The sequence below is a fragment of the Waterburya sp. genome (assembly GCF_058530065.1).
The window spans coordinates 1-22,302 of sequence record NZ_JBZNBU010000246.1 but is presented as its reverse complement, the minus strand read 5'-3'; the positions used below and the strand labels follow the sequence as shown (position 1 = coordinate 22,302).

At 37.7% G+C, this 22,302-nt stretch carries 17 protein-coding genes; 7 read left to right on the top strand and 10 right to left on the bottom strand.

Annotation, left to right across the window (positions count from 1 at the left end):
* A partial coding sequence (locus AC33VI_RS14710) for a phosphoglucose isomerase-related protein (RefSeq protein WP_491783015.1) occupies positions 1 to 1,159 on the top strand: 1,159 nt, incomplete at its 5' end.
* A 292-nt stretch (positions 1,160 to 1,451) separates the two neighbouring features.
* Here the strand turns inward: AC33VI_RS14710 and AC33VI_RS14705 are convergent.
* Together AC33VI_RS14705 and AC33VI_RS14700 are read right to left on the bottom strand one after the other, a co-directional pair.
* Entirely contained in the window at positions 1,452 to 2,312 is an 861-nt protein-coding gene (locus AC33VI_RS14705) for a flagellar motor protein (protein ID WP_491783016.1), read from the bottom strand.
* 13 nt (positions 2,313 to 2,325) lie between these two features.
* Positions 2,326 to 3,420, bottom strand: coding sequence for a methyl-accepting chemotaxis protein (locus tag AC33VI_RS14700; RefSeq protein WP_491783014.1), 1,095 nt, complete (start codon positions 3,418 to 3,420; stop codon positions 2,326 to 2,328).
* A 428-nt stretch (positions 3,421 to 3,848) separates the two neighbouring features.
* Here AC33VI_RS14700 and AC33VI_RS14695 point away from each other — a divergent pair, with 428 nt between their 5' ends.
* From AC33VI_RS14695 to AC33VI_RS14680, 4 genes are all read left to right on the top strand, one after another.
* Positions 3,849 to 4,379, top strand: a complete 531-nt coding sequence (locus tag AC33VI_RS14695; protein WP_491783013.1) for a hypothetical protein — start codon at positions 3,849 to 3,851, stop codon at positions 4,377 to 4,379.
* Positions 4,380 to 4,494: 115 nt separating this feature from the next.
* On the top strand, positions 4,495 to 5,301 hold the full coding sequence (locus AC33VI_RS14690) for an ABC transporter permease (protein WP_491783012.1): 807 nt from the start codon (positions 4,495 to 4,497) through the stop codon (positions 5,299 to 5,301).
* Positions 5,302 to 5,377: 76 nt separating this feature from the next.
* Positions 5,378 to 6,148 (top strand): ABC transporter ATP-binding protein, encoded by a 771-nt coding sequence (locus AC33VI_RS14685; RefSeq protein ID WP_491783011.1) that lies wholly within the window; start codon positions 5,378 to 5,380, stop codon positions 6,146 to 6,148.
* A gap of 53 nt (positions 6,149 to 6,201) precedes the next feature.
* Entirely contained in the window at positions 6,202 to 6,954 is a 753-nt protein-coding gene (locus AC33VI_RS14680) for an HAD family hydrolase (protein ID WP_491783010.1), read from the top strand.
* 61 nt (positions 6,955 to 7,015) lie between these two features.
* On the opposite strand, the gene ftsH3 is transcribed toward AC33VI_RS14680, so the two are convergent.
* Together ftsH3 and AC33VI_RS14670 are read right to left on the bottom strand one after the other, a co-directional pair.
* Positions 7,016 to 8,866 carry an ATP-dependent zinc metalloprotease FtsH3 gene (gene ftsH3 / locus AC33VI_RS14675; protein WP_491783009.1) on the bottom strand — a complete coding sequence of 617 codons (1,851 nt, stop codon included), beginning with the start codon at positions 8,864 to 8,866 and terminating at the stop codon, positions 7,016 to 7,018.
* A gap of 394 nt (positions 8,867 to 9,260) precedes the next feature.
* A complete protein-coding gene (locus AC33VI_RS14670) occupies positions 9,261 to 9,746 on the bottom strand; it encodes a hypothetical protein (protein WP_491783008.1) in 486 nt (161 codons plus the stop codon).
* A 983-nt stretch (positions 9,747 to 10,729) separates the two neighbouring features.
* On the opposite strand from AC33VI_RS14670, the gene AC33VI_RS14665 reads away from it, so the two are divergent.
* Positions 10,730 to 12,016, top strand: a complete 1,287-nt coding sequence (locus AC33VI_RS14665; RefSeq protein WP_491783007.1) for an ABC transporter substrate-binding protein — start codon at positions 10,730 to 10,732, stop codon at positions 12,014 to 12,016.
* Positions 12,013 to 13,155 (top strand): FAD-dependent oxidoreductase, encoded by a 1,143-nt coding sequence (locus AC33VI_RS14660; RefSeq protein ID WP_491783006.1) that lies wholly within the window; start codon positions 12,013 to 12,015, stop codon positions 13,153 to 13,155. The genes AC33VI_RS14665 and AC33VI_RS14660 overlap by 4 nt, the downstream gene beginning before the upstream one ends.
* Before the next feature lie 31 nt (positions 13,156 to 13,186).
* On the opposite strand, the gene AC33VI_RS14655 is transcribed toward AC33VI_RS14660, so the two are convergent.
* The 6 genes from AC33VI_RS14655 to AC33VI_RS14630 form a co-directional block, all read right to left on the bottom strand.
* Entirely contained in the window at positions 13,187 to 16,291 is a 3,105-nt protein-coding gene (locus AC33VI_RS14655) for a glycosyltransferase (protein WP_491783005.1), read from the bottom strand.
* 3 nt (positions 16,292 to 16,294) lie between these two features.
* On the bottom strand, positions 16,295 to 17,146 hold the full coding sequence (locus AC33VI_RS14650) for a hypothetical protein (RefSeq protein ID WP_491783004.1): 852 nt from the start codon (positions 17,144 to 17,146) through the stop codon (positions 16,295 to 16,297).
* A gap of 31 nt (positions 17,147 to 17,177) precedes the next feature.
* On the bottom strand, positions 17,178 to 18,353 hold the full coding sequence (locus tag AC33VI_RS14645) for an FkbM family methyltransferase (RefSeq protein WP_491783003.1): 1,176 nt from the start codon (positions 18,351 to 18,353) through the stop codon (positions 17,178 to 17,180).
* A 117-nt stretch (positions 18,354 to 18,470) separates the two neighbouring features.
* Positions 18,471 to 19,217, bottom strand: coding sequence for a S1 family peptidase (locus tag AC33VI_RS14640; RefSeq protein WP_491783002.1), 747 nt, complete (start codon positions 19,215 to 19,217; stop codon positions 18,471 to 18,473).
* 43 nt (positions 19,218 to 19,260) lie between these two features.
* On the bottom strand, positions 19,261 to 21,498 hold the full coding sequence (locus AC33VI_RS14635; protein WP_491783001.1) for a tetratricopeptide repeat protein: 2,238 nt from the start codon (positions 21,496 to 21,498) through the stop codon (positions 19,261 to 19,263).
* 120 nt (positions 21,499 to 21,618) lie between these two features.
* Complete coding sequence (locus AC33VI_RS14630) at positions 21,619 to 22,176, bottom strand: COP23 domain-containing protein (RefSeq protein ID WP_491783000.1); 558 nt, start codon at positions 22,174 to 22,176, stop codon at positions 21,619 to 21,621.
* Positions 22,177 to 22,302: the final 126 nt, after the last annotated feature.

Sequence of the window (22,302 nt, the reverse complement as noted above, 5' to 3'; positions counted from 1 at the left end):
GAAAATCCATTTTATTGATAATACCGATCCTGGGGGAATAGATCGCGTTTTAGCTGGGATTGAAGATCTTAGTACTACTCTAGTATCGGTAATTTCTAAATCTGGCGGTACTCCCGAAACCCGCAACGGGATGCTAGAAGTGAAAAAAGTATATAGCGATCGCAATCTGGATTTTGCGACTCATGCCTTTGCCATTACAGGGAAAAGTAGTAAGTTAGAAGCGATCGCTGAACGAGAAGGTTGGCTGGCAATCTTCCCCATGCGCGATTGGGTAGGAGGAAGAACTTCCGAATTATCTCCTGTCGGTCTGGTAGCTGCTGCTTTGCAAGGTATCGATATCAGAGCCATGTTAGAAGGGGCGAAAACGATGGATGCCCTAACTCGCAAACCCAGCCTCAAAGAAAATCCTGCTGCTTTGTTAGCAATGGCTTGGTATGCTGCGGGACATGGTAGGGGGGAAAAAGATATGGTAATTTTGCCCTATAAAGATAGTTTGTTGCTTTTTAGTCGCTATCTCCAACAGCTAATTATGGAATCTTTAGGCAAAGAAAAAGACCTCGATGGTAATGTGGTCAATCAAGGGATTGCAGTTTATGGTAACAAAGGTTCGACCGACCAACACGCCTACGTACAACAACTAAGAGAAGGGGTAAACAACTTTTTCCTAACTTTTATTGAAGTATTGCAAGACCGCAAAGCAGATTTTGTAGAAATTGAGCCAGGAATTACTTCTGGGGACTATCTCAAAGGTTTTTTACTCGGTACTCGTACTGCTTTAAATGACAAGCAAAGAGATTCGATTACGATTACCATTCCCCAGGTAAACGAACGCATTGTCGGCAGTTTGATTGCCCTTTACGAAAGAGCGGTTAGTATCTATGCTTCCCTAGTTAATATCAATGCCTATCACCAACCAGGAGTAGAAGCTGGTAAAAAAGCTGCTGCATCGGTGTTAAACATTCAAAAACAAGTCGTCAACGCTCTCAAGGAAACTTCTTCTTCTTTATCTTTGGCAGAATTAGCCAGTAAAGCTGGAGTTAGCGATGAAATAGAAACAGTCTATAAAATCGTGCGTCATCTCAATGCCAACGAGCGCGGTATTGCGCTCGAGGGAAATCTGGGCAACCCTGGAACGGTTAAAGCGTGCTGGAAGGGTTAATGATTAGATGAGAGACTAGGGGACTAGGGGACTGGGGGACTAGGGGATAACTAAACGCAAAAAGCGAAGCTAAGTACCAATGCAAAATTATTTGTATATCCTGTATTCCCTTAACCTTTAATTCTTCCCCCTTCCCCAATCTAAACTATCCAATTAAATTTGCACGACTACTTACCCACTCTACCCACTACTCACTACTCACTACTCGTACGGACGTTCCATGGAACGTCTCTACACTACTCACTACTCACTACTCACTACTCACTACTCACTACTCACTACCTCTCATTCCTTAGTTAATTGTTTCCGCCTTACCTAGAGGAGAAAAGCGTATTTCGATTCTACGGCGACTGGGGTCTGGCTGGCGGTTGGGGGAAGCAAAATTTCCCGTCGGTAACTGGATTTGGGCTGCGGAATAGGGGCGGAATTGAACTCCTTTGAGCCTTCCTGTTTCTTCTTGGACTATTTGTAGTTGTTTGACTACTTCTAAGGCTCGCATTAGTCCCAGATCGGCATTTGAGCCAGGTTTGAGACTGTCTACGGGTTGCTTTCCTAGGGCTACGGCTTCTAGCTGTTGGTCGAGGTTGCCATTGCCAAAATTAACTTGACCGTCGGTGTGTCCGATAATTTCGACTACGTAAAGGTTGCGCTGTTGGCTGATTCTTTCAATGCGATCGACTAAATCTACGGTAATATATTCTTTAAGATTTTTAGGTAATTTAGCACTACCAGAATCGAATTGATACCCTCCAGAATCTTGGATAACTACTACGGGTGGAGCAGATTTGAGGCGTTGGATTTCCGACTCTAAGATATTTACGCGGTTACGGTTTCGCTCGTTACTATCTAGCAATAGTCTTTGTAATTGGGAAGAAGCTTTCCTTAGTTGACGCACATCAGAAGTACTTTCTCCTAATTCATTTTCTAGGGTAGCAATTTCTCTTTGTAACAATCTGACCTGTCGTTCGGTATCGCTGAGGTTTTGCTCGGTTTCTTCGGCAGTATATTTCAGAAACAGCGATTTGAACAAAGCTAGTAAGAGAAATAAACTAATTATCATAAAAGCATTAGCCATCAAATCAGTAAAAGATGGCCAAACATTTAAACTTTCTACTGCATCATAATTGCGTAGCTTGCGTTTTTTATTCACAATGTTTATAAAGTGATTAGTTTAGTTTTTCGATTAATTTAGTAATTTCTTGTTGGATTTCTTTTAATCCAGATTGCTCGATCGCATTTTTTTCTTGATTGAGATTGACTAGATTATTATATTTATTTTCGATATTGTTAATTTGTTGGTTGAGGTCGAGAAACTTTTTAGTTAATTTCTGCATTGAAACTAGATTGCCGTCAAAAGATTGGGTGGATTTTTGCAATACTAAAGAAGATTGAGAAAATTGATTTTGAGCGATCGCTAAATCGTTGGTAGCAGCAGCCAGTCGTTCGGTAAAACCGCTATTATCTAGAGTATTGGCTGCATTTTCAAAGGTACGCGCGCTATTTTCTATTCTACTAAAAGCTTTAGTCATCGATTCTTCAATCGTATTTCCTAACTGAAGTAGCATTCCCTCAAAATCATTGCTAAACTTATCGATCGCATTTTCTATAGAACTAACTGGTTGAATTTTGGGTAAATATACATTGTCTATATAGTCTTCTAAATTACTCAACAAAGTAGATTTAACTAAACTAGTATTCCACAATAAGTTTAAAACCGTTAAACAAGAACTACAGGCGATCGCGACTAAACTAGTAGTAAAAGCTACCCCCATTCCCTGCAAAGGTCGATCTAATTCTTCTACTAGATTTCTCACATCATTAATATCTACTTGGGTAATAGTTTGACTGAGATTTGCCAAATTAAAAGTAATTCCTAAAAATGTTCCAAGCAAGCCAAAAGAAAGTAGTAGATTTGGTAAAATACGACAAAAATTATCAACAAATTCACAATTTAAAGATAAGCCCAAAAAATTAAACTTTTCATGACTATAAGTACCTTCGATAATACTAGTGGTATTAATTCGCTCCAAACTAACTGGATTATCGGCAAATCTTCGCTCTAGTTTGTAAATAATCTGAGGGGCAGATTCAATGTTCATCCCGACTAAAAGCCTTTTAGTTTTGACTGCCAAACGTTTTAAATGACTGTATAAAACCAAACGCAAGAAAATTGCCACAATAGTTGGTATGATTACCAAAAAAATTGCCAATCCAATTAAATAGCCAGGTATTAAACCAAGAATATTAAAAATTTGCTGCATAGTTTTATATTGGTTAGTTGTTAGGGGCGGTTCGCGAAATGGTCAGACCCCCTTCGGGTTCGCCAGTCACCTGCGGAGGGAAACCCTCCCGCAGTGCTGGACTCACCGCGTCGCCGTTATCCGAAGGTGTATCCTTTAGGACAGGCGCAAGGGAATGCTGACCAGCAGCTCGTACAGTTGTTAGTTATTGGTTGTTAGTTATTACTCAATAACCAATTGTGACAAATTAAGAAACTTACTTACGATCCAACTACTATATACGGTACTTAATTTATTTTGTAACACTAGATGTAGATTTAAGCTTAGAGGGTACTTCAGATTTGAATTTCAGAAATTTTTGAGTACAACCTACTACCTAAAGGAGAGTTGACAAACAACACACATCCTTAAATTGTCACAAATGCTAAATGCTCAATGTTTAATGTTTAATGTTTAATGTTTCTCGATTGTGGCAGCGAATAGGTAAAATTAGGGAAGATTTTAAGGAAAGCTTTAAGCTCTCCAGTTTGAGAAATAAGCTACAACGACAAAACAATATGGAATTATTACAGCCCTATGGAAAGTATATTTTAATCGGTTTAGCTGCGATCGCAGTAATTGCGATTTTGATTTGGATATCTATTGTGGTTATTGTGATGCGAAATACCCAAGGTATACCAATGGTAATTAGCAAGTTCTTTGAGTTAATTATTGAAGATAAAATAGACGAGCTTTATAATTCCACTACAGACAATTTTCGCCGTAGAATTTCTAAACCTAAACTAAGAAAATTAATTAAAAACAAAAAATTCAAACAATATAAACGTACCTTGCTAGCAATACCTCAAATGAATGAAGCAGGTAATAATTCTACTATTGATGTGACTTTAATTTTAAATTCTGGACGAGAAATTCCTCTACAGTTTAATGTTGTCCGACAAAATAAAGAATGGAAAATAGATTTCCTAGAAATAGCTTAGATAAATACAGTCAATTTTAGTCATTGACAAACCACCTAATCATCTTTAAGGTAACAAAGAATTAATAACACGCCCTATAATAGATTCTGTTTAGAAAACCTATAGCAAGTACCATATGGTTACAACTATTTTAGATAAAGAAAAAAAGCAAGAACTCTCCTGGTATCGAGAATTACTTACTATTTTAATTAGACGAAACCTTAAAAGAAGATATCGGGGTTCTTTTTTGGGTATCTATTGGTCGTTACTAAATCCAATGGCAATGACAGGTTTATATACTGCAATTTTTGGGGCTGCTTTTGCCCAATATTACAATAATTCTACTTTAAATTATATTCTGGCAGCTTTTACAGGTCTGGTGGTAATTAACTTTTTTTCTTCTTCCACCGCCCAAGCCTTACCGAGCGTTGTCGAAAATGGCGGTATCGTTAATAAAATTCGTCTGCCTTTATTTATCTTTCCCCTATCTACGATTGGAGCTAATGTATTTCAATTGTTAATGGGAGCTTTTCCCTTACTGGCAGTAGTTACTCTGATTACTTCTAAGAATCCACTTAACGCGATCGCTCTAATATTACCTATTTTTGGTTTAATTTTAGTCTGTTCGGGAGTGGGAATGTTGATGAGTGCTTTATACGTATTTTTCCGCGACTTGTCCTATTTCTATGAATTAGTCACCTTTCTCTTGTGGATGGGTTCTCCTATTTTTTATCCTCCAGATATTGTCCCCGATACTGTTAGTAGATTTTTAATTTTAAATCCCATCTTACCGATTATTGAAAGTATTCGCCAGATAGCTCTTTCTGGTAATAATCCCGATCCAATTCTGATTTTTCACAGTTTAATTAGTGGTGTAATTGTCTTGACTATTGGCTTGATGGCTTTCTCTAACTGGCGATCGCAATTTATGGATTTGTTGTAGCCTAGGTTTCAAAGTTATACTTTACAGCAATCTTTTAATTGCTGAAATTTAATTTAAAATCTACCTAAAAATAGTAATGCAAGAATCGATTAGATTAGATGGAGTTTCTTTGTGGCGTAGAACTCAAGAAGAGTTTTCTTACGATCTTAAAAGAACGATCCTGTCTTTCCTAGAGGGAAAATATCGCCATCCAGCCAAAAAAATAGTTTTAGATAATATCGATCTGACTATTAAAAAGGGCGAAAAAATAGGCATTATTGGCGCAAATGGTTCTGGTAAATCAACCATGCTCAAATTGATTTCAGGCATACTTAAGCCCACTTCTGGTACGGTGAGAGTTAAAGGAAAAGTAGCCCCTTTAATTGAGTTGAGTGCGGGATTTGATAGCGAATTGGCAGTTAGAGACAATATTATTCTTTATGGAGTGATGTTGGGTTATTCCCAGGCAGAAATGATCTCTAGAACCGAACTAATTTTGAAATTCGCCGAATTAGAAGATTATGCTTTAGTTCCCGTCAAGGGTTTATCTTCGGGGATGACTGCTCGCTTGGGATTTGCGATCGCCACAGATACCAAACCCGATATTTTGATTCTCGATGAAGTGCTTTCTGTAGGAGATGTGACTTTCAAAAATAAATGCAGTCAGCGCATGGAAGAGTTTTGGCAAGATAACGTTACGGTTTTGCTGGTATCTCATTCGATGGAATTAATCCGTCAAAACTGCCACAAAGCAATTTGGCTCGAAAAAGGACAACTTAGAATGATTGGCGCAGCTAATGATGTTGTAGATGAATATTTGCGCTGCGTACAACCAGAAGAAACCCAACCTCAGTCTGCTGTAACTTAAATACATCGAACAATCATATATCTAAGTGAATTGCAACGACTAGAGAAATCGAAATGAGTCAATTACAGGGTTTAATATTTGACGTTGACGGAACTTTAGCCAATACGGAAAGAGACGGACATCGAGTAGCTTTTAATAGTGCTTTTGAAGCAGCAGGATTGGATTGGAATTGGTCTGTGGAATTATATGGCAAGATCTTAAAGGTTGCTGGGGGAAAAGAGCGAGTTAAATATTTTATCCGTCAATATCAACCTGGATTTATCGATCCCCTAGAAATTAATGATTTTGCTACCTATATTCATCAACTTAAAACTAAATACTATTTAGCATTACTCCACCAGGGAACGATTACAATGCGCCCTGGGGTAACCAGATTAATCGAAGAAGCGAAAGAAGCTAATATCTCTCTAGCGATCGCAACTACCAGTGCTTTACCTAATGTAATTGCTTTATTAGAAAAATATTTAGACCTCGATTGGTTTGAAGTCATCGCAGCAGGAGACATTGTTGCTGCTAAGAAACCCGCTCCCGATATTTATCGATATGTTGTGGATAAAATGGACATTCCCCCGCAAAACTTTTTAGTTATTGAGGATTCCGATAACGGCTTAATTGCTGCCAAAGCAGTAGGATTAAGCACAATCATTACTGTTAACGAATACACCGAGCAACAAGATTTTAGTCAAGCAGATTTGGTAGTTAGCGATCTGGGGGAAGTCGATCGACCTTGTCGGGTGATTCAGGGCAATCTGGAAAATGATTATGTAGATCTTCCTAGCCTTAAAAAACTAGTAACTAATAACTAAATATAAAAAGACAGCACTTAAATTATAAGCACTGTCCAAAAAATTAAGATTGAGATTGCAATTAAGCTAGAGAAGCCATAATTACATCATTCTCAGCTAGAACGTTTTGTAATTCATCAGCCTCTACTGTTTCTTTTTCGATTAGCATTTCTGCCAAGCGATCGAGGATGTGACGGTTATCTACTAAAACTTTCTTCGCACGAGCATAAGCTACATCTACATAGCTGCGTACTTCTTCGTCGATTGCTGCTGCGGTTTCGTTAGAAAAATCGCGATCGCTAGCAATATCGCGACCCATAAATACGTTACCGTTTTGACGACCTAAAGCTACAGGACCCAAGCGATCGCTCATCCCAAAGCGAGTTACCATTTGACGGGCGACTCTAGTTACCTGTTGTAAGTCATTAGAAGCACCAGTAGTTACTTCTTCTTCGCCGTAAACAATCTCTTCTGCCAAACGACCGCCTAAAGCTACAGCCATTTGGTTTTGGAGATAAGAGCGAGAATATAAGCCAGACTCCATACGGTCTTCGCTAGGAGTAAACCAAGTTAAACCGCCAGCACGTCCGCGAGGAATGATACTGATTTTCTGTACGGGGTCGTAGTCGGGCATCAAAGCACCTACTAGAGCATGACCAGCTTCATGATATGCCACTAGCTCTTTGCGTTTTTCGCTCATGACGCGATTTTTCTTTTCAGGTCCAGCCATGACGCGATCGATCGCATCGTTGACTTCATCCATAGAAATTTCGGTCAAGCTACGACGAGCAGCTAGAATTGCAGCCTCATTGAGCAAGTTAGCTAAGTCAGCACCAGTGAAACCAGGAGTACGACGGGCAACTTTATTAAGGTCTACATCTTTGGATAAAGTTTTACCGCGAGCGTGAACGTTGAGAATTTCTTGACGACCTGCATAGTCGGGACGGTCTACTACTACTTGGCGATCAAAACGACCAGGACGCATCAAAGCAGAGTCTAATACGTCGGGACGGTTGGTAGCAGCGATGATGATAATACCAGTATTACCTTCAAAACCATCCATTTCTGTGAGTAACTGGTTGAGAGTTTGTTCGCGCTCGTCGTTACCGCCACCTAAACCAGCACCACGCTGACGACCAACTGCGTCGATCTCGTCGATAAATACGATACAAGGGGCGTTAGTTTTGGCTTGCTCGAACAAGTCGCGGACGCGGGAAGCACCCACCCCAACAAACATTTCTACGAATTCCGAACCAGAAATACTAAAGAAAGGTACGCCAGCTTCACCCGCTACTGCCTTGGCTAGTAAGGTTTTACCAGTCCCTGGAGGACCTACTAGCAATACACCTTTAGGAATTTTTGCACCAATAGCAGTAAAGCGATCGGCATTTTTCAAGAAGTCAACTACTTCAGTTAGCTCTAGTTTGGCTTGTTCGATCCCAGCTACATCGCCAAAAGTTACCTGAGTTTTAGGCTCCATTTGGACTCTGGCTTTAGATTTACCGAAGTTCATCGCTTGAGATCCTGGCCCACTTTGCGCTCTTCTAAGTAAGAAGAATAAACCTACTAATAAGAGGACGGGGAATAGAAGGCTGCTCAAAGCTCTAAACCAAAATCCTTCATCACTTTGAGGTAATACTGCGATGTCTACACCGTTTTCACTCAAAATGTCGATCAATTGAGGATCGTTCGGTAGATTGACTAGGATAGGAGTCCCTTCGCTATTGATTACCTGAGCTTTAGTGCGATCGGCACTAATTTTTACTGTTTCGATTTTGTTGCTTTGAACTTCATCGATTAGCTTGCTGTAAGCCCAAGTAGTGCGGGCTTGAGGTTGCTTATCTAAGAAGGCAGTACCCAAAGCAACTACCACTATAGCTAGCAGAACATATAGTCCTGCATTGCGCCATTTTTTGTTGTTATCTTTACTCACTCTGACAGCCTCCCTTAGCTGAAGATAATAAATCTTTTTATTTTTATTTTAACTACTGTCACCTTGCCACTCCCTGATAAAAGGGTATTCTGGCTAGTCTATGTTAGGAAAACTAGTATTTATTGCTTTTTTGTTTTGTACGTTGTTAACTTATGTTAACGTTTCTCAGGAAATATTTACCAAGTATTTTGAAAAATCAAGGTAATACAAATAATAATACTATTTTAGTTTAACTGTCTAAACCTAGAATTCATCTATGTTGGAGACAATTTATTTTCGGTTAACTAATGTAAATGATTAAAAAATAAATTGGCTTGAGAACGATAGTAGAGATTAACTCAATCATTCTCAAGCCAAGATGAAATATGTATTTAGTTTCGATCGATTGAAAAACTTATGAGCGAACTAAACTCCAGCCTCTAGAGCATTTGACTTTACCTTGAATGACAGTATTGAGGTATTGAATGCGGATACCATATTTACTGCCTAATTCTTTGGCAGTACAGCGTTCGAGGATATTTCTTTTTTCGTTTTTCCAACTGTAGATATTTTGATAGAGGTAGTTGTCGTTTGTCTGTGAATGAGATCTGCTTTCTGATGTGGGAACTAATTCAGCTACAGAATCTTCAAACAATATGACCCTTGCGACTAACTTGCCTATTTCTGGACTAGAAGCTGCCAGGTTCAATCTTTTCATGCCATCCTTGACATTAAGTTTTTTCATGCCAAATCGACTTTTTTTGCCATCAGTGGTGAAAACTATGGGATCTTTCACCCCAAATTCTAACAAGCTTTTTGCCAGTTCGGGATCGCTATAGTTTTCTGTAGCAACTAGAAGGGCAAGGTCTTTTAAAGTCGCCTGATAGGTAGTTTTTTTCATGGTTAGCCTAGCTTAATCTATATGGTGGGTAGTTTTTTGAAAAATCGGGGTCGCGAATATTTGGAGATATCGCCGAACAAATAAGTTGGTTCTAGTTGAAAATAAGCGCGATCGCAACTCAACATTATTTTGGTTATGAAAGATATTTTTTATTTAGTTAAAAAGAAAAGATTGTGCTGTCGATCGCTTCAAAAAGCAATTATTTGGAGTTAATATTTACTATTAACTAGAGCATTTGCTTAAGTGTAAACTCTTTTGGCAGAACCAATTACTAACAATTTAATTGTATTCACGTCCGCAATTTTACCCATCCGTATTTTCACTGATTTTGTAGCTAAAGCTTTGAAATAAGATATTTCTTAATGAAAAAATAATTTATTTAGAATTTATTTTAAAAATTACTATATTTTGATTATTAATTGTTGAAAGAATATATATAGCGGTTCTTATTTTAATGCAGTACAGTCAAGTCCTGGGTTTTTGTTGATTGTTGATTGTGTGTACCTCACTAATTAGAGAAACGCTATAGTAGCAATTTCTTGCCATAATTTATTGGCTAATTATAAAATTTTCAAAATATAAAATAATTATAAAAATATTACAAATTTTAGAGGTAATTTTTGCCCTTTTTCTCTTATTTAATTAAGTACCTAAGCAGAATTATTTGTATATTCCATATTTTCCTAACCCCTAACGCCTAACCCCTAACCCCTAACCCCTAAACCCAATCTCAACTATCCAATTAATTTTGCACAACTACTTATGTGGTCTACCCATGTGAAAAGCGCAGTAATTCAAAAACTATGGTTTTCTGGGTTAACGATGTTTAATGCTAAAATTTGTCTAGACATCTAGATAAATTTTCAGCCGCGATCGCATGAGTAACCTCAGTTCGGGTTAAGCCACTGACTATCGATCTAGTTATCAGTTATCAGTTAAGAAAACCTAAAATAAGTTTTTGAGACTAAAATCTAGATAATCAGATGAAAAGCGATCGCTTTGTGGTTAAAAATATTTTTACAATCGCACTATGTTGCCTGTTATTTCTGAGTGGGTGTAGCAGTATTCAGGAATCAAATCAAAAAGAAATTACGAAAATAACTTTTTGGCATGGTATCAATCCCCCCGAAAATCGCGAGATCTTTCAAAGACTAGTGGATCGATTCAATCAAAATAACCCCGATCTAGAAGTAGAAGCTTTATATATCGGTCAACCCGATGCCCAATTGCCGAAAATTTTAGCAGCAACCGTCAGCGGACAACCCCCCGATATTCTTTGGTACGTACCGCAAATTACGGGAAAACTTTATCAATTGGGGGCATTATTTCCCTTAGAGACTTGGTTGAATAGTTCTGCCATCGAAGAAGAAATCGATCCAGCCATGTTTGCTTCGATGGAATTAGACGGACACATTCTTTCGATTCCTTTTGCTACCAATAATGCAGCAGTATTTTATCGCCCGAGTCTATTTAAGGAGGCAGGAATTGAAACTCCCCCCACAACTTGGTCAGAATTAAAAACCGTAGCCCAAAAACTTACTCAAGATACCAACAATGATAATCGAGCGGATCGACAGGGTATTTTCCTCTCTTTAGGAAAAGGAGAATGGACGGTATTTGTCTGGCTACCATTTATTTATAGTGCTGGGGGAAACTTATTAGAGGGAAATAAACCCAATCTAGTTAATGATGGAGCGATCGCAGCTTTGCAATTAGGGGCAGATTTAGTTAAATCTGGAGTGGCTGTCTTATCCGCACCCGAAAGGGGTTATGAAATTGATCGCTTTATTGACGGGAAAGTTGCCATGCAAATTACTGGTCCTTGGACTTTAGCACAATTAAAATCTACTGATATCGATTATGATGTGTTTCCTATTCCCACAGACAGACAACCTGCGGCGGTAATGGGCGGGGAAAATTTATTTGTGTTTAAAACTACTCCCGAAAGACAGCAAGCCAGTTTGCGCTTTTTAGAATATGTTTTGAGCGAAGAATTTCAGACCAATTGGGCGTTAGAGACGGGTTATTTACCAGTCAATCTTAAATCTCAACAAAGCGAAGCATATCAAAAATTTGTGGCGGAAAACTCTGTAATTAATGTCTTTCTTCAACAAATGCAGTGGGCAAAATCTCGCCCGATTATCCCAAACTATACTAGATTGTCAGAAAACCTCGGTCGAGCTATTGAAGCTAGTTTATTGGGCAAACAAACCCCCAAAGAAGCTTTAGAGCGATCGCAAAAAAGATTGGAATTAGTTTTTAATCAATGAACGATCCATCAAAGAAAAAACCAAAACTAGTCTTAATTGGGGGCGGACATTCTCACGCGATCGCCTTGCGGTTGTGGGGACTAAATCCCTTATCAGATGTGGAGTTAACTTTAATTAGCGATGTGGAACAAACTCCCTATTCGGGGATGTTACCAGGTCATGTAGCGGGTTTTTATAGTTATGCCGAAACCCATATCGATCTGAGGAAATTAGCTAGTTTTGCAGGGGCGGAATTAATTGTCGATCGCGCTATTGATTTAGATTTAGCCCAAAATATAGTCATCTGCGAATCTAATCGTCGAGTAGAATTCGATTATCTTTCCTTAGATATTGGTAGCACTCCTCAAGCGATCGATGTGCCTGGGGCAAAAGCATATACTACCCCAGCCAAACCAGTCCCAGAATTTTTGCAAACTTGGTATGCTTTACAAACAGAAATTGCTCAAAATCCCCAAAAATCTATGGATATAGCCATAGTCGGCGGTGGTGCAGGAGGTGTGGAATTAGCTTTGAATATGCAAACTTCCTTACAAACAATTATCGATCGCCCCCAAGAAAAATTAACCATACATCTAATTCATCGCGGCGATCGGTTATTATCAGGTCATAATGATTGGGTGAGTAATAAATTACAAGAGATTCTACTTAAAAGAGGCATCCAATTACATCTGAGTCAGGAAGTAGTCGAAGTTTTTCCCAACCATCTTGTCTGTAAATCTGGCTTAAAAATTAGTTGCGATCGCGTCTTTTGGGTAACTCAAGCCACCGCCCCCAATTGGCTCAAAGAATCTCAGCTTACTACTGACGACAAAGGATTTATCTTAGTCAAAGATACTCTCCAATCCAGATCCCATCCTCATATTTTTGCTGCGGGAGATATTGCCACCATGACTAACCATCAACGCCCCAAAGCTGGAGTATTTGCCGTAAGACAGGGAAAACCTTTATTTGACAACTGGCAAAAAATATTAACCAACCAGCCTTTAAAACCCTATAGCCCTCAAGACAAATATCTCGCTTTAATTGGTACGGGCGATCGTCAAGCGATCGCTTCTTGGAGTAAGTTTGGCTGGCGTTCTAAATTGTTTTGGCTACTTAAAGACTATATCGATCGCAAATTTATGAATCAGTTTTGTTAGTCGATCGATTTAAACAACTAATTACTAACAACTAAAGAGTTTTTAGAGTATCTTCAAAATGAGCAAAAATAGCTTGCCAGTCGTATTGGGATTCTACTAACTTCCGACCATTGTATCTAAGCTTTTCTCTCAACTGTCGATCTCGAGCAATTTCTAATACTGCTGTGGCAAAATCTTGAGGATTATCTCTAATCAATAAATGTTTTCCGTTTATTACATCTAATCCTTCACAACCCAAACTTGTAGATACCACTGGTAGCCCCATCGCCATAGAATGCAAAATTTTGATTCTCGTTCCTCCTCCAATACGTAGAGGTACTACTGTCATTTGACATTGGGCTGCTATTTGGCTCATGTCTGGAGGATTAGCAATTATCTCAATTCCTGAATATTGGTTTTCCAAAGCCAAAATTTCCTCTGGAGGTTCTCTTCCTGCAATACAAAAATCAATTTTTGACTGTTGCTCTTGAATTAAAGGAGCAATCTGTTCTAAAAAATAAAATACTGCATCGATATTGGGAAAATAACTCATCGTTCCCATAAACAAAATTTTTTGAGCTTGCTGATTATCGACGGGTTGAATCTCTTGGGTATTAACTCCATTTTTCACCACCAAGGTTCTAGTTCTCTCAGTCTGGGGAGAAGGGCAGCGAGCTTCTAATTGTTGTTTGTCTTCTTCGCTCACTACCGTAATCAAAGAAAACAAAGACCACATTCTCTCTTCATAAGCAGCTAAAAATTGGGCTTCTCTGGAAGCGTTGACAAAAGGCTTGACCGCATCAACTCGCTTTGCCAAACGACCGATTAATTCTTCGCTGTTGCTAGAGGCACAACTTTGCAACAATTGCGACTCAATATTATGTTCGTTTAAAATCCTCAAACTACCGCTAAATAAAGGATAATAAACCGCAGTAAAAATAAACTCGAAAAAGACTAGATCGAAATTAATCTGACTTAATTTCTCCAAACTCCTCCACATATTCCAGGTTTGCAAAAAATAAAGCTGCTGGTGTCTATCGCGACGATAGGGAGACATGGGAGTACCGACTTTGAGTAATAATGCGAAATCGCAATATTGTTCTAGTTTGGTTTCCATATATCGGTCGGACTCGTCAAAGATAAATGCTACAATTGCTAGCCTGTAGCGACTGCCAAAGTATTTAATCTGCTCGAACATCCTAATGGCAGCACCACCCTTTTGTTCGGGATCGGGAGTAAAAGGAAAAATCATCAATAACTTTGGTTTGGATTCTTCCTGGGCAGGGTGGGAGAGTTTTTGGCAATAATTCAGTAGTTTTTGCCACTGTTGTTGTTGTTCTTCGACTGACTGAAGGCTGGCTTGAAAATCTTTTTGGTTGGGCTGGAGACGAAGGGCTTGTTGATAAGCGAGAAAAGCCCTGTCGAGGTCGTAATGTTGTTGATATGCAGTGCCTAAAGCGTGATGGTAGAGGGGATTATTCGGTACTAATTCAATCGCACGACGCAGGGAAATAATCGCTCTTTCTAGGTCGTGTTGTTGCAGGAGCGTTTGTCCTAGTTGAAAATAAGTTTGTCCGTAAAGAGCAATTTGACGATTATCGATAATGCTATGAAACAATTGTTGGACTTGACTAATATGTTTCTGATAGCTCCTTTCCAAAGCAGAAGCAGGAATCCGCGCCAAAACTTCTTGCCATTGGGGTAGCTTGGTCAAAGCGAAGGCATCAAAATCGCAACCATAAATTTTGGCACAACTATCAAAAGTATTAATCCATTCTGAGACTGTTTCAACCCAAGAGTGGGTGGCATGGGATTGAGATTTGAGCAGATATTGACCCATAAGATCCTCTAAACCAGTTTGGTAGCACAGCCAAGCCAGCCAACAATAGTAGTAAAAACGAGATTTTCGTTCTAATTGAGCCATCGAGGCAGGCAAGTCATCTCTGGCAAAGAAATCATCCTGCACCGCTTCCGCACTTTCAATTAGTTTCAGAACACGAGAGGAATTTAAAGCAGTAGCACTGAGACTGTATCGACGATAGCAAGTAGTAATACTAGGCAACCATATAGATTGACAGCCCTTTGCAACCATGCGCAAAATAATTTCTAGATCTTCGCAAGGAAAAAAGCATTGTTTAAACCCCCCAACCAACTCAAACCACTGGCGACGAAACATCATTGCACTGGGTAGCACTGGTTTGTGCAGCAACCAATCTTCGGGAGTAAGATCGGGAATTTCATGCCAGCGTTCGACATCGGTAATTGCCTCCCCATCTTCTCCAATGACTCGAAAGCCACTATTAACAATAGTAATTTCCGATCGCTTGGCTAAAATAGCTACCTGTTCTTGAAGTTTATGAGGTAAAAATAGATCGTCTGCATCTAAGAAAGCAATTAATTCTCCCCTGGCTAGATATAATCCTCTGTTCCTGGCTTCCCCCGCCCCTTGATTTTCTTGATAAAAGTAACGAATTTTCTGTCGATAGGGAGCAATGATTTCTAAGGTTGAATCTGTAGAACCGTCATTAATCACAATGATTTCATAGTCTTGATAAGTCTGATTGAGTACGCTTTCAATGGCTGCGGATAAATATCGATCGCAATTGTAACTGGGAATAATGACGCTAACTTTTGGTGGAGATAATTTTCCGATGCGATCTATTAGTTGTTGCCATACTGGTAGGGAAGATAGATTGTTATTTGACTCTATTTGTGATTCAAAAAAGTCATACCAATGATTAATGGTTTTTCTCGAAGTTGCCTCGCTATATTGCCAAGCTTCGAGTAAATATTGACTCATTAAAGGATAGTTTTGTTGAGTATAAGCATCCCATGCCAGCCATAAATAACAGTAGTAACGACTTATTTTTTCTAGTTGGCGGACTGAATCTGGAAGTTCTTTGGTTTGATATAAGTTATCGTAAAAAGATGCTAAATTACTAGGATTTCGCTCGTTAGTTGTAGCGATTGAAGCTGAATATTGATGAAATAGTTTTTGCAGTTTATAACTAATATCAATATCGAGACCAACTATTTGACAATTAAACTTAGATATTAAGTCGAGTTCTACTTCAACCAGATCGGCTACAGCAATTTCACCAGGTAAAACCAAAGTAACTGATAAATTGGATGGTATGTGGGACTGAATTCTCATCATATTTTAGCGATCTAAAAATAGTCGATCTTCCGATTTTATGCCCAAACGTTCCATTAAACCTTTTTCTTTAATACCTCGAATAATTTCTTGATAATTAATAATTTTATCGGCTAAGTTACTTCTTTTATCTTGCTTGCTCATAATTTTAATAGTATTTGCCTCAGGCAATTGATATACTCGATCTGATTTAACCCCAATACTTTGAAAAAAGCGATCGAGATAGTTGAGCTTATCTATATTAGTTTGATAAGCGTGAATATCTTCATAGTTGAGTACGTAAAACTCCGCCTCTCCCCGATCGTTATAAGTTTCAAATAGCCCATACCATTGCTCTACTTCTTCCAGCCATTGTTCTAATTGAGTCAAAGAAATTGCAATTTTAATTTCAGAAGTATCAAAATTATTCCAGCGATTGGTTTTTAGAGCAATTTGGTGAGATATATAAGTAGACAATAAATTTCTTTTAACTAGAATTTTTTTAATATTATGGTTGCTAACAATTACTGAATCAAGAGTTTCTTGAGCTAAATGTTCGGGAAATAATTTAAAACTAATATAGCGTTCGGGATTAAAATGTAGCAATACTCCTAAAAAGCGATCGGGATATTTGTGTATCCAACTAATTAAGTTGAGATCCTCAGGACTAGTAAAATCCAGACTGTACTGATGATTGATATATTTAATGATTTCAGTTTCCTTGGTGTTATAACCACTATAAAATTTCTGAGGATGAAAAATTTCATAATAGGAATTAATTAAAGGATGATGATAAACCAAAGAACATAAAAAATTAGTCCCCGTTCTGGGTATAGCAATCCAAGCTAATATTCTATTGGAACTGTTATCTACAACCATAAAATATCCATAATTTTAGATATTAGAATATTTACATTTTATCGATCGCCCTGGCATTTTGTAAGGCTGCTTCAGCTTGGACTGAATTTCCCAAATCCTGCCAAATTTTACCCAAACTACGATATACCCAGGCTGGTGGCTGGGGGTCGATCGCAATAGATTGCTCGTAAGCAGCGATCGCCATTTCTAACTTATTTTGTCGTTGCAGCACATATCCCAAACTATAATACAACCAAGCAGGTTGTCGAGCATCGATAGCAATGGCTCGATTGTAGGCTATCTCTGCTTCTGCTAATTTCTTTTCTTCCTTGAGGAGATTGCCCAAAGTGTAGTAAACCCAAGCAGGTTGTTGGGCATCGATCGCAATGGCTTGACGGTAATTGGCGATCGCACCTGAAAAATCTTGTTGTTGTTTTAAATATGTTGCTAGATGGATGTACAGTTCGGCGCGTTTTGGTTCTGTAGATATCGCTTGTTGATAGGCAGAAATAGCTAATTCTATTTTTTGTGATTGGCGGTAATTATTGCCCAAACTAAGATAGTGGTTGGCAGCGATTTCGTGTTGAGATTCGCTAAAAATACTTTCGTGCAGAAAAAATTGCTCGTAGACTGCCTCGGTGTTAAAAGGATTTTTGACATTGATATAGCCCTGAGAAGCTAACAAATCGTTACAACGATCTCCTTCAATACTAATTGCCAAGATTGTATATCTTTCAAAAGGAAACGTTTCTAAAACTGGCAATTCGCTACCTTCAATATCCATAGCTAAAAAATCAATTACTGAAGGGGCATGACATTTATCTAATAAGTCAGCCAAGCTAATTCCTTGCTTGATAACTTCTTTGCCATTAGCCAATACTTCCCGATAGTTTTGGCGATATTTAACCAAATTAGATTTAATTCCCCCCAACATAGGATTAATCTTGGTTTCATCTCCTTTAATATAAGTAACTTCTCCTGTTTCCCCCGTCAAACATCGATCGATACAGATACTGCCAGGACGATTGACGACTAATTCTTGAAAATAATCATCATTGGGTTCGATACAAATTCCCTTCCAGTTAAAATACTTTTCCAAAACATAACAACTGCTAGCTTGGATGCCATTACAAGCCCCAGCTTCAACAAAATAGCGTTCTCGTTCTTGAGGAAATACAACTTCGACAATCCAGCGATCGTTGTGGGTTAGATTGTTTTGATATTTCATATTGAACTAAGTAGCTGGGTGTAATTAAAGATAAAATACAGAAATTGCCAATTGTATGAACAAAAAGCAGTAAAAATTGAGCAATCTAGCCAAAGCTTCGTATAAGTCTTAATTTCTTTAACTGTTTTTAAACATACATTGTGATTGGCTAAAAAGTGAAATTGCCTCATTAATAGGAATCCCCCAACTTAATTCTGTCATTTGCTCTTGTAGTTGATCACTGGGAAAACTACCATCTTTAAACTGATAATCTGGGATTATAGGGTTAGCACTTCTTCCATTTATACCAACTACTCTTCCTTTAGAATTGATAATAGCTCCACCACTCATTCCTAAATCAATTTGATTACTGTAACCAATTTGATAGCCATATTTTAAAGGTTTACCAAGATTAAGTAGTAATTGACCGAGAGTAATTTTTATTTGCTTTTTTGTTGCAGGAAAACCTGCTGCAATTAATTGTTCTTTAACTCTTAGCCTGGAAGTATCAATTTCAGCAAATTGATAAATTAGATCGCTTTTAAATTCTAATAATGCAAGGTCATTATCTATTGCAGTACAAATCAAAGTCGCTTGATGAACTTTATCATCAGAAGTTCTAATTTGATAATCATTGCTGCGATCGATTACATGACGATTAGTTAGCACTAAATAACTGTCATACTTTTTGCTTAAAATAATTCCACTTCCAGAGGAATACTGGGTAATTACTTTTGTTGAAATTGATTTAACTTGTTTTTTATATTGATGTATTTTTAAACCAACTAGCTTGTTTGTTTTCAACCCATAGATAGATTTAAGTAAATGCCAATCAGCCCAGTTTAAACCTAGAAACAATAGAAAAAAATAGATTTTTTTTCTCATTCCAAATGACAGAAATGGTGAATTATTTCGTAATAATTGTAGTTCAACATCTATCTAGTAAACGTGCGCTTAACTGTTGTTTTATAACGTCATCTCTTTCTTTTGAGGGTGGTTGGAATAAAATTTGGTAAGGAAAAAGACCTGGAGGAGCTTCATTCGATCTATTTTTAGCGTAAATTTCATATTCTTGTCGAGCTTTGTCGTAATCTCCCATTGCCATATATATAACAGATTTGTATTGATGATACACGGCAGAATCTTCAATTGAAATAGCTTTGTCAAAAGAGGCTAAAGCTTTTGGACAACTATTTTGCATATAGTGCATTTGACCAATTTTACTGTGAATATAAGCATTATTTGGGTCTAAAGTTATTGCTTTCTCGTAAGCATATAAAGACTCCTCAACTTTCGGTTTCATCAACCTTTCATACGCTTGTTTTTCGTTATTTCCATAAGGATTAATTTCATTTGCTTCTGAAGATGTTAGTATATGGAGCCGATCTACCAATTCTTTCCAATCTGAAAATGTTAATATATGGAGATGATCTCCAAGTTCTTTCCAAGCAGAAAAAAAATCTGGCTGTAATTCAGTGGCTTTTCTAAAAGACTGATTAATTTTTTCTAATTGAATCCTATTTTTTGGTGTTGGACTGTCGCTTATAGATTTCCCTAAACCATAATATGCTAAGTAAGAATTTGGATTTAATTCTATTGCTTTATTGAATGCTTTTGCCGCTTCTTGGTGCTTAAATTGTCTCCACAGCTGGTTACCATAATTGATCCAATCTTCTTCTGTTGTTAATTTTTGATTGTTATTGATATAGTAAGTAGCAGCTATGGATATTTCTTGTAATTCTTTATTATCCAGAAAGTTTTGAGATATGTTTTCAATATTAAGTAAACTTGATTTTATTCCTAAATTATCTGTTTGTTCTAAAAATTTATCAATAAATATTCCGTTGCTATAACCAAGGAAATAATGTTGTTTTCTTAATTTTCCTTGTGACTCCCCCTCTACTCCAGTATGAATAGCAACAAGATTGCCCTTGTAATCTAATACTGGACCACCACTCATACCCCCATAAGAACTATTTGTATAAAATATGTCATAGTTCCGTGAGTATATATTAAAATTTTCAGCAGAAGAACTCAAAGTCATAAACTCCGAGATAGGATTTAGTGGTTGTGCAGCAGCACCATATTTCATAAAGGATTGTATCGAAGCTGATTCTTCCAAATTAGATCTGTAATATCTACCAACAACGAATAAAGGTTTTTTGGTTTCGCTACTGCCTTTAGGCCATCCATAAAGAAATAAAACAGGAATACGGTAATCTCTTGCAACATTCGCTTCAGTAGATTTTTCTGGGTCAATTTCGTTTAAATTAATGTCATTTTGTGAAGCTATTCCTATATCAATATCCCCCATATTGACGCGCATACATTCTAAATACAAGTCTATTTTGCCCAAGTCCAGTTCGTCTTCTTTAATCTCATGATCTGCACATAAAGCTTGGGCTTCAGAGGATTTTTGCTGAATTATTTCTTCTAAATTAGAATTATTTGATGCTCCTCCTTCATACTCTTTGACTTTTTCATCTAAACAATTCTGATATAGTTCGGCGTTTTCAGGAGATGGTGCTGTTTCTAGTGCTTCTCTTTGTTCGGGACAAGCATTTTCAATTACGTTAGATAAATTCGCTATTTGAGCTTCTCTTTCTGCTGCTTCTTGACTGGTTTCTTGTTGCTTTCCCAATTCAGAAATTCTATTGGGGTCTGCAGGATCGAAGTTAGCTTTCTTGGCTTGATGTACTGCTGCTCTTTGCTCAAAGTTAGCTAATGTAGCCACATCGTAAGAAGTTTGGCTTTGAAACTCAAATACAGCTAGATCTGTTTCACCAAATTGTTCTTTCTTTACAGTGGAGTAGTCTAAAGGATAAGTTTGACCGTCGGGTGTAACTACTTGATATTCTCTTTCTTTGTCTACAACGTGCTTTGCAGTAAGAACGTAGTAAGTGCTTCCATCACGAGCAACTATGACACCCGAACCATTATTTGAACCATAATCTATTCTAACTGTAATTTTTTCAGCAATAGATTTAATATTGTCAATAACTCCAGGCTGATTCTGAGCTATCTTTTCTTCAGAATCAACATCTTCAAACAGATCGATTTTCTCAGTTTGATTGCCATGTTGAGCAAGAACTATCTGATATGAGCTAAATATAGAAGCAGTCAATACCGTTAGACCGAGTATTTTTGAGTAGTTATTAATTTTCATCGGTGTTTGTTTTTATTCTAAATAGGAGAAAGAATGCCGCAGAAACCAGAGCAACTCAGACGTTACTCGTTCAACTTTTTTAGTGCTGTATTGTGTCGTTAAGCGATCTAAACACAGTGTTTATTTCTTACTTAAAAAGTCAGCAACATCAATCTCAACATAAATGCGATCGCCAATCTCGTGAATGTCTCCAGAACTTTGCTCGATAGGTCCATCGGAATAGCCCAGTAAAATATCACTTAGCTGTGCCAGAGTATCTTCCGCATTATCTTCATTTAATAAGGTCAATAATTGAGTCTCGCACTTCCCACCTACCGAACTAGCCGTACAAAGTACGGGCTGATCGTTAATCTCTCCATAGGTTAGAAATTTGAGGTTGCCATTTTGATAGGCTTCTTGAAATTTAGGCGATACTATTTCGCAACGTTTCTTAGGATCGAAACCATTGCCACTAAAATCATCTCGCGCCCAAACAATAATTGGTTTCTTGTTTTGGCTATTCCAAGCCACCGTAGCAAATACATACTCTTCTTTTTCTTCATCGAAAATTTGAGTACAGGCAAACTCAATATTTGCTGATTCAGATGACTCGGATAATGACTTGGGAGTAGTAGCCAGGCTTCCTAATATACTTAAAAGTGTGGTTGCCAAATACAAAGATAAAAAGCGGAAATTCATTATAATCAGTTCGTGTAATTCAGTAGAAATACATAATAAAAATAATATAGATATCTTTGTATTTGGCAACCACACTTTTAAGTATATTAGGAAGCCTGGCTACTACTCCCAAGTCATTATCCGAGT

Excerpts from the sequence above, each read along its gene's own strand:
- AC33VI_RS14700 (WP_491783014.1), bottom strand. The coding sequence starts at position 3,420 with ATGCAGCAAATTTTTAATATTCTTGGTTTAATACCTGGCTATTTAATT.
- AC33VI_RS14680 (WP_491783010.1), top strand. The coding sequence starts at position 6,202 with ATGAGTCAATTACAGGGTTTAATATTTGACGTTGACGGAACTTTAGCC.
- AC33VI_RS14660 (WP_491783006.1), top strand. The coding sequence starts at position 12,013 with ATGAACGATCCATCAAAGAAAAAACCAAAACTAGTCTTAATTGGGGGC.
- AC33VI_RS14690 (WP_491783012.1), top strand. The coding sequence starts at position 4,495 with ATGGTTACAACTATTTTAGATAAAGAAAAAAAGCAAGAACTCTCCTGG.
- AC33VI_RS14670 (WP_491783008.1), bottom strand. The coding sequence starts at position 9,746 with ATGAAAAAAACTACCTATCAGGCGACTTTAAAAGACCTTGCCCTTCTA.
- AC33VI_RS14640 (WP_491783002.1), bottom strand. The coding sequence starts at position 19,217 with ATGAGAAAAAAAATCTATTTTTTTCTATTGTTTCTAGGTTTAAACTGG.
- AC33VI_RS14650 (WP_491783004.1), bottom strand. The coding sequence starts at position 17,146 with ATGGTTGTAGATAACAGTTCCAATAGAATATTAGCTTGGATTGCTATA.
- AC33VI_RS14665 (WP_491783007.1), top strand. The coding sequence starts at position 10,730 with ATGAAAAGCGATCGCTTTGTGGTTAAAAATATTTTTACAATCGCACTA.
- AC33VI_RS14635 (WP_491783001.1), bottom strand. The coding sequence starts at position 21,498 with ATGAAAATTAATAACTACTCAAAAATACTCGGTCTAACGGTATTGACT.
- AC33VI_RS14630 (WP_491783000.1), bottom strand. The coding sequence starts at position 22,176 with ATGAATTTCCGCTTTTTATCTTTGTATTTGGCAACCACACTTTTAAGT.
- AC33VI_RS14645 (WP_491783003.1), bottom strand. The coding sequence starts at position 18,353 with ATGAAATATCAAAACAATCTAACCCACAACGATCGCTGGATTGTCGAA.
- AC33VI_RS14695 (WP_491783013.1), top strand. The coding sequence starts at position 3,849 with ATGTTTAATGTTTCTCGATTGTGGCAGCGAATAGGTAAAATTAGGGAA.
- AC33VI_RS14685 (WP_491783011.1), top strand. The coding sequence starts at position 5,378 with ATGCAAGAATCGATTAGATTAGATGGAGTTTCTTTGTGGCGTAGAACT.
- AC33VI_RS14655 (WP_491783005.1), bottom strand. The coding sequence starts at position 16,291 with ATGATGAGAATTCAGTCCCACATACCATCCAATTTATCAGTTACTTTG.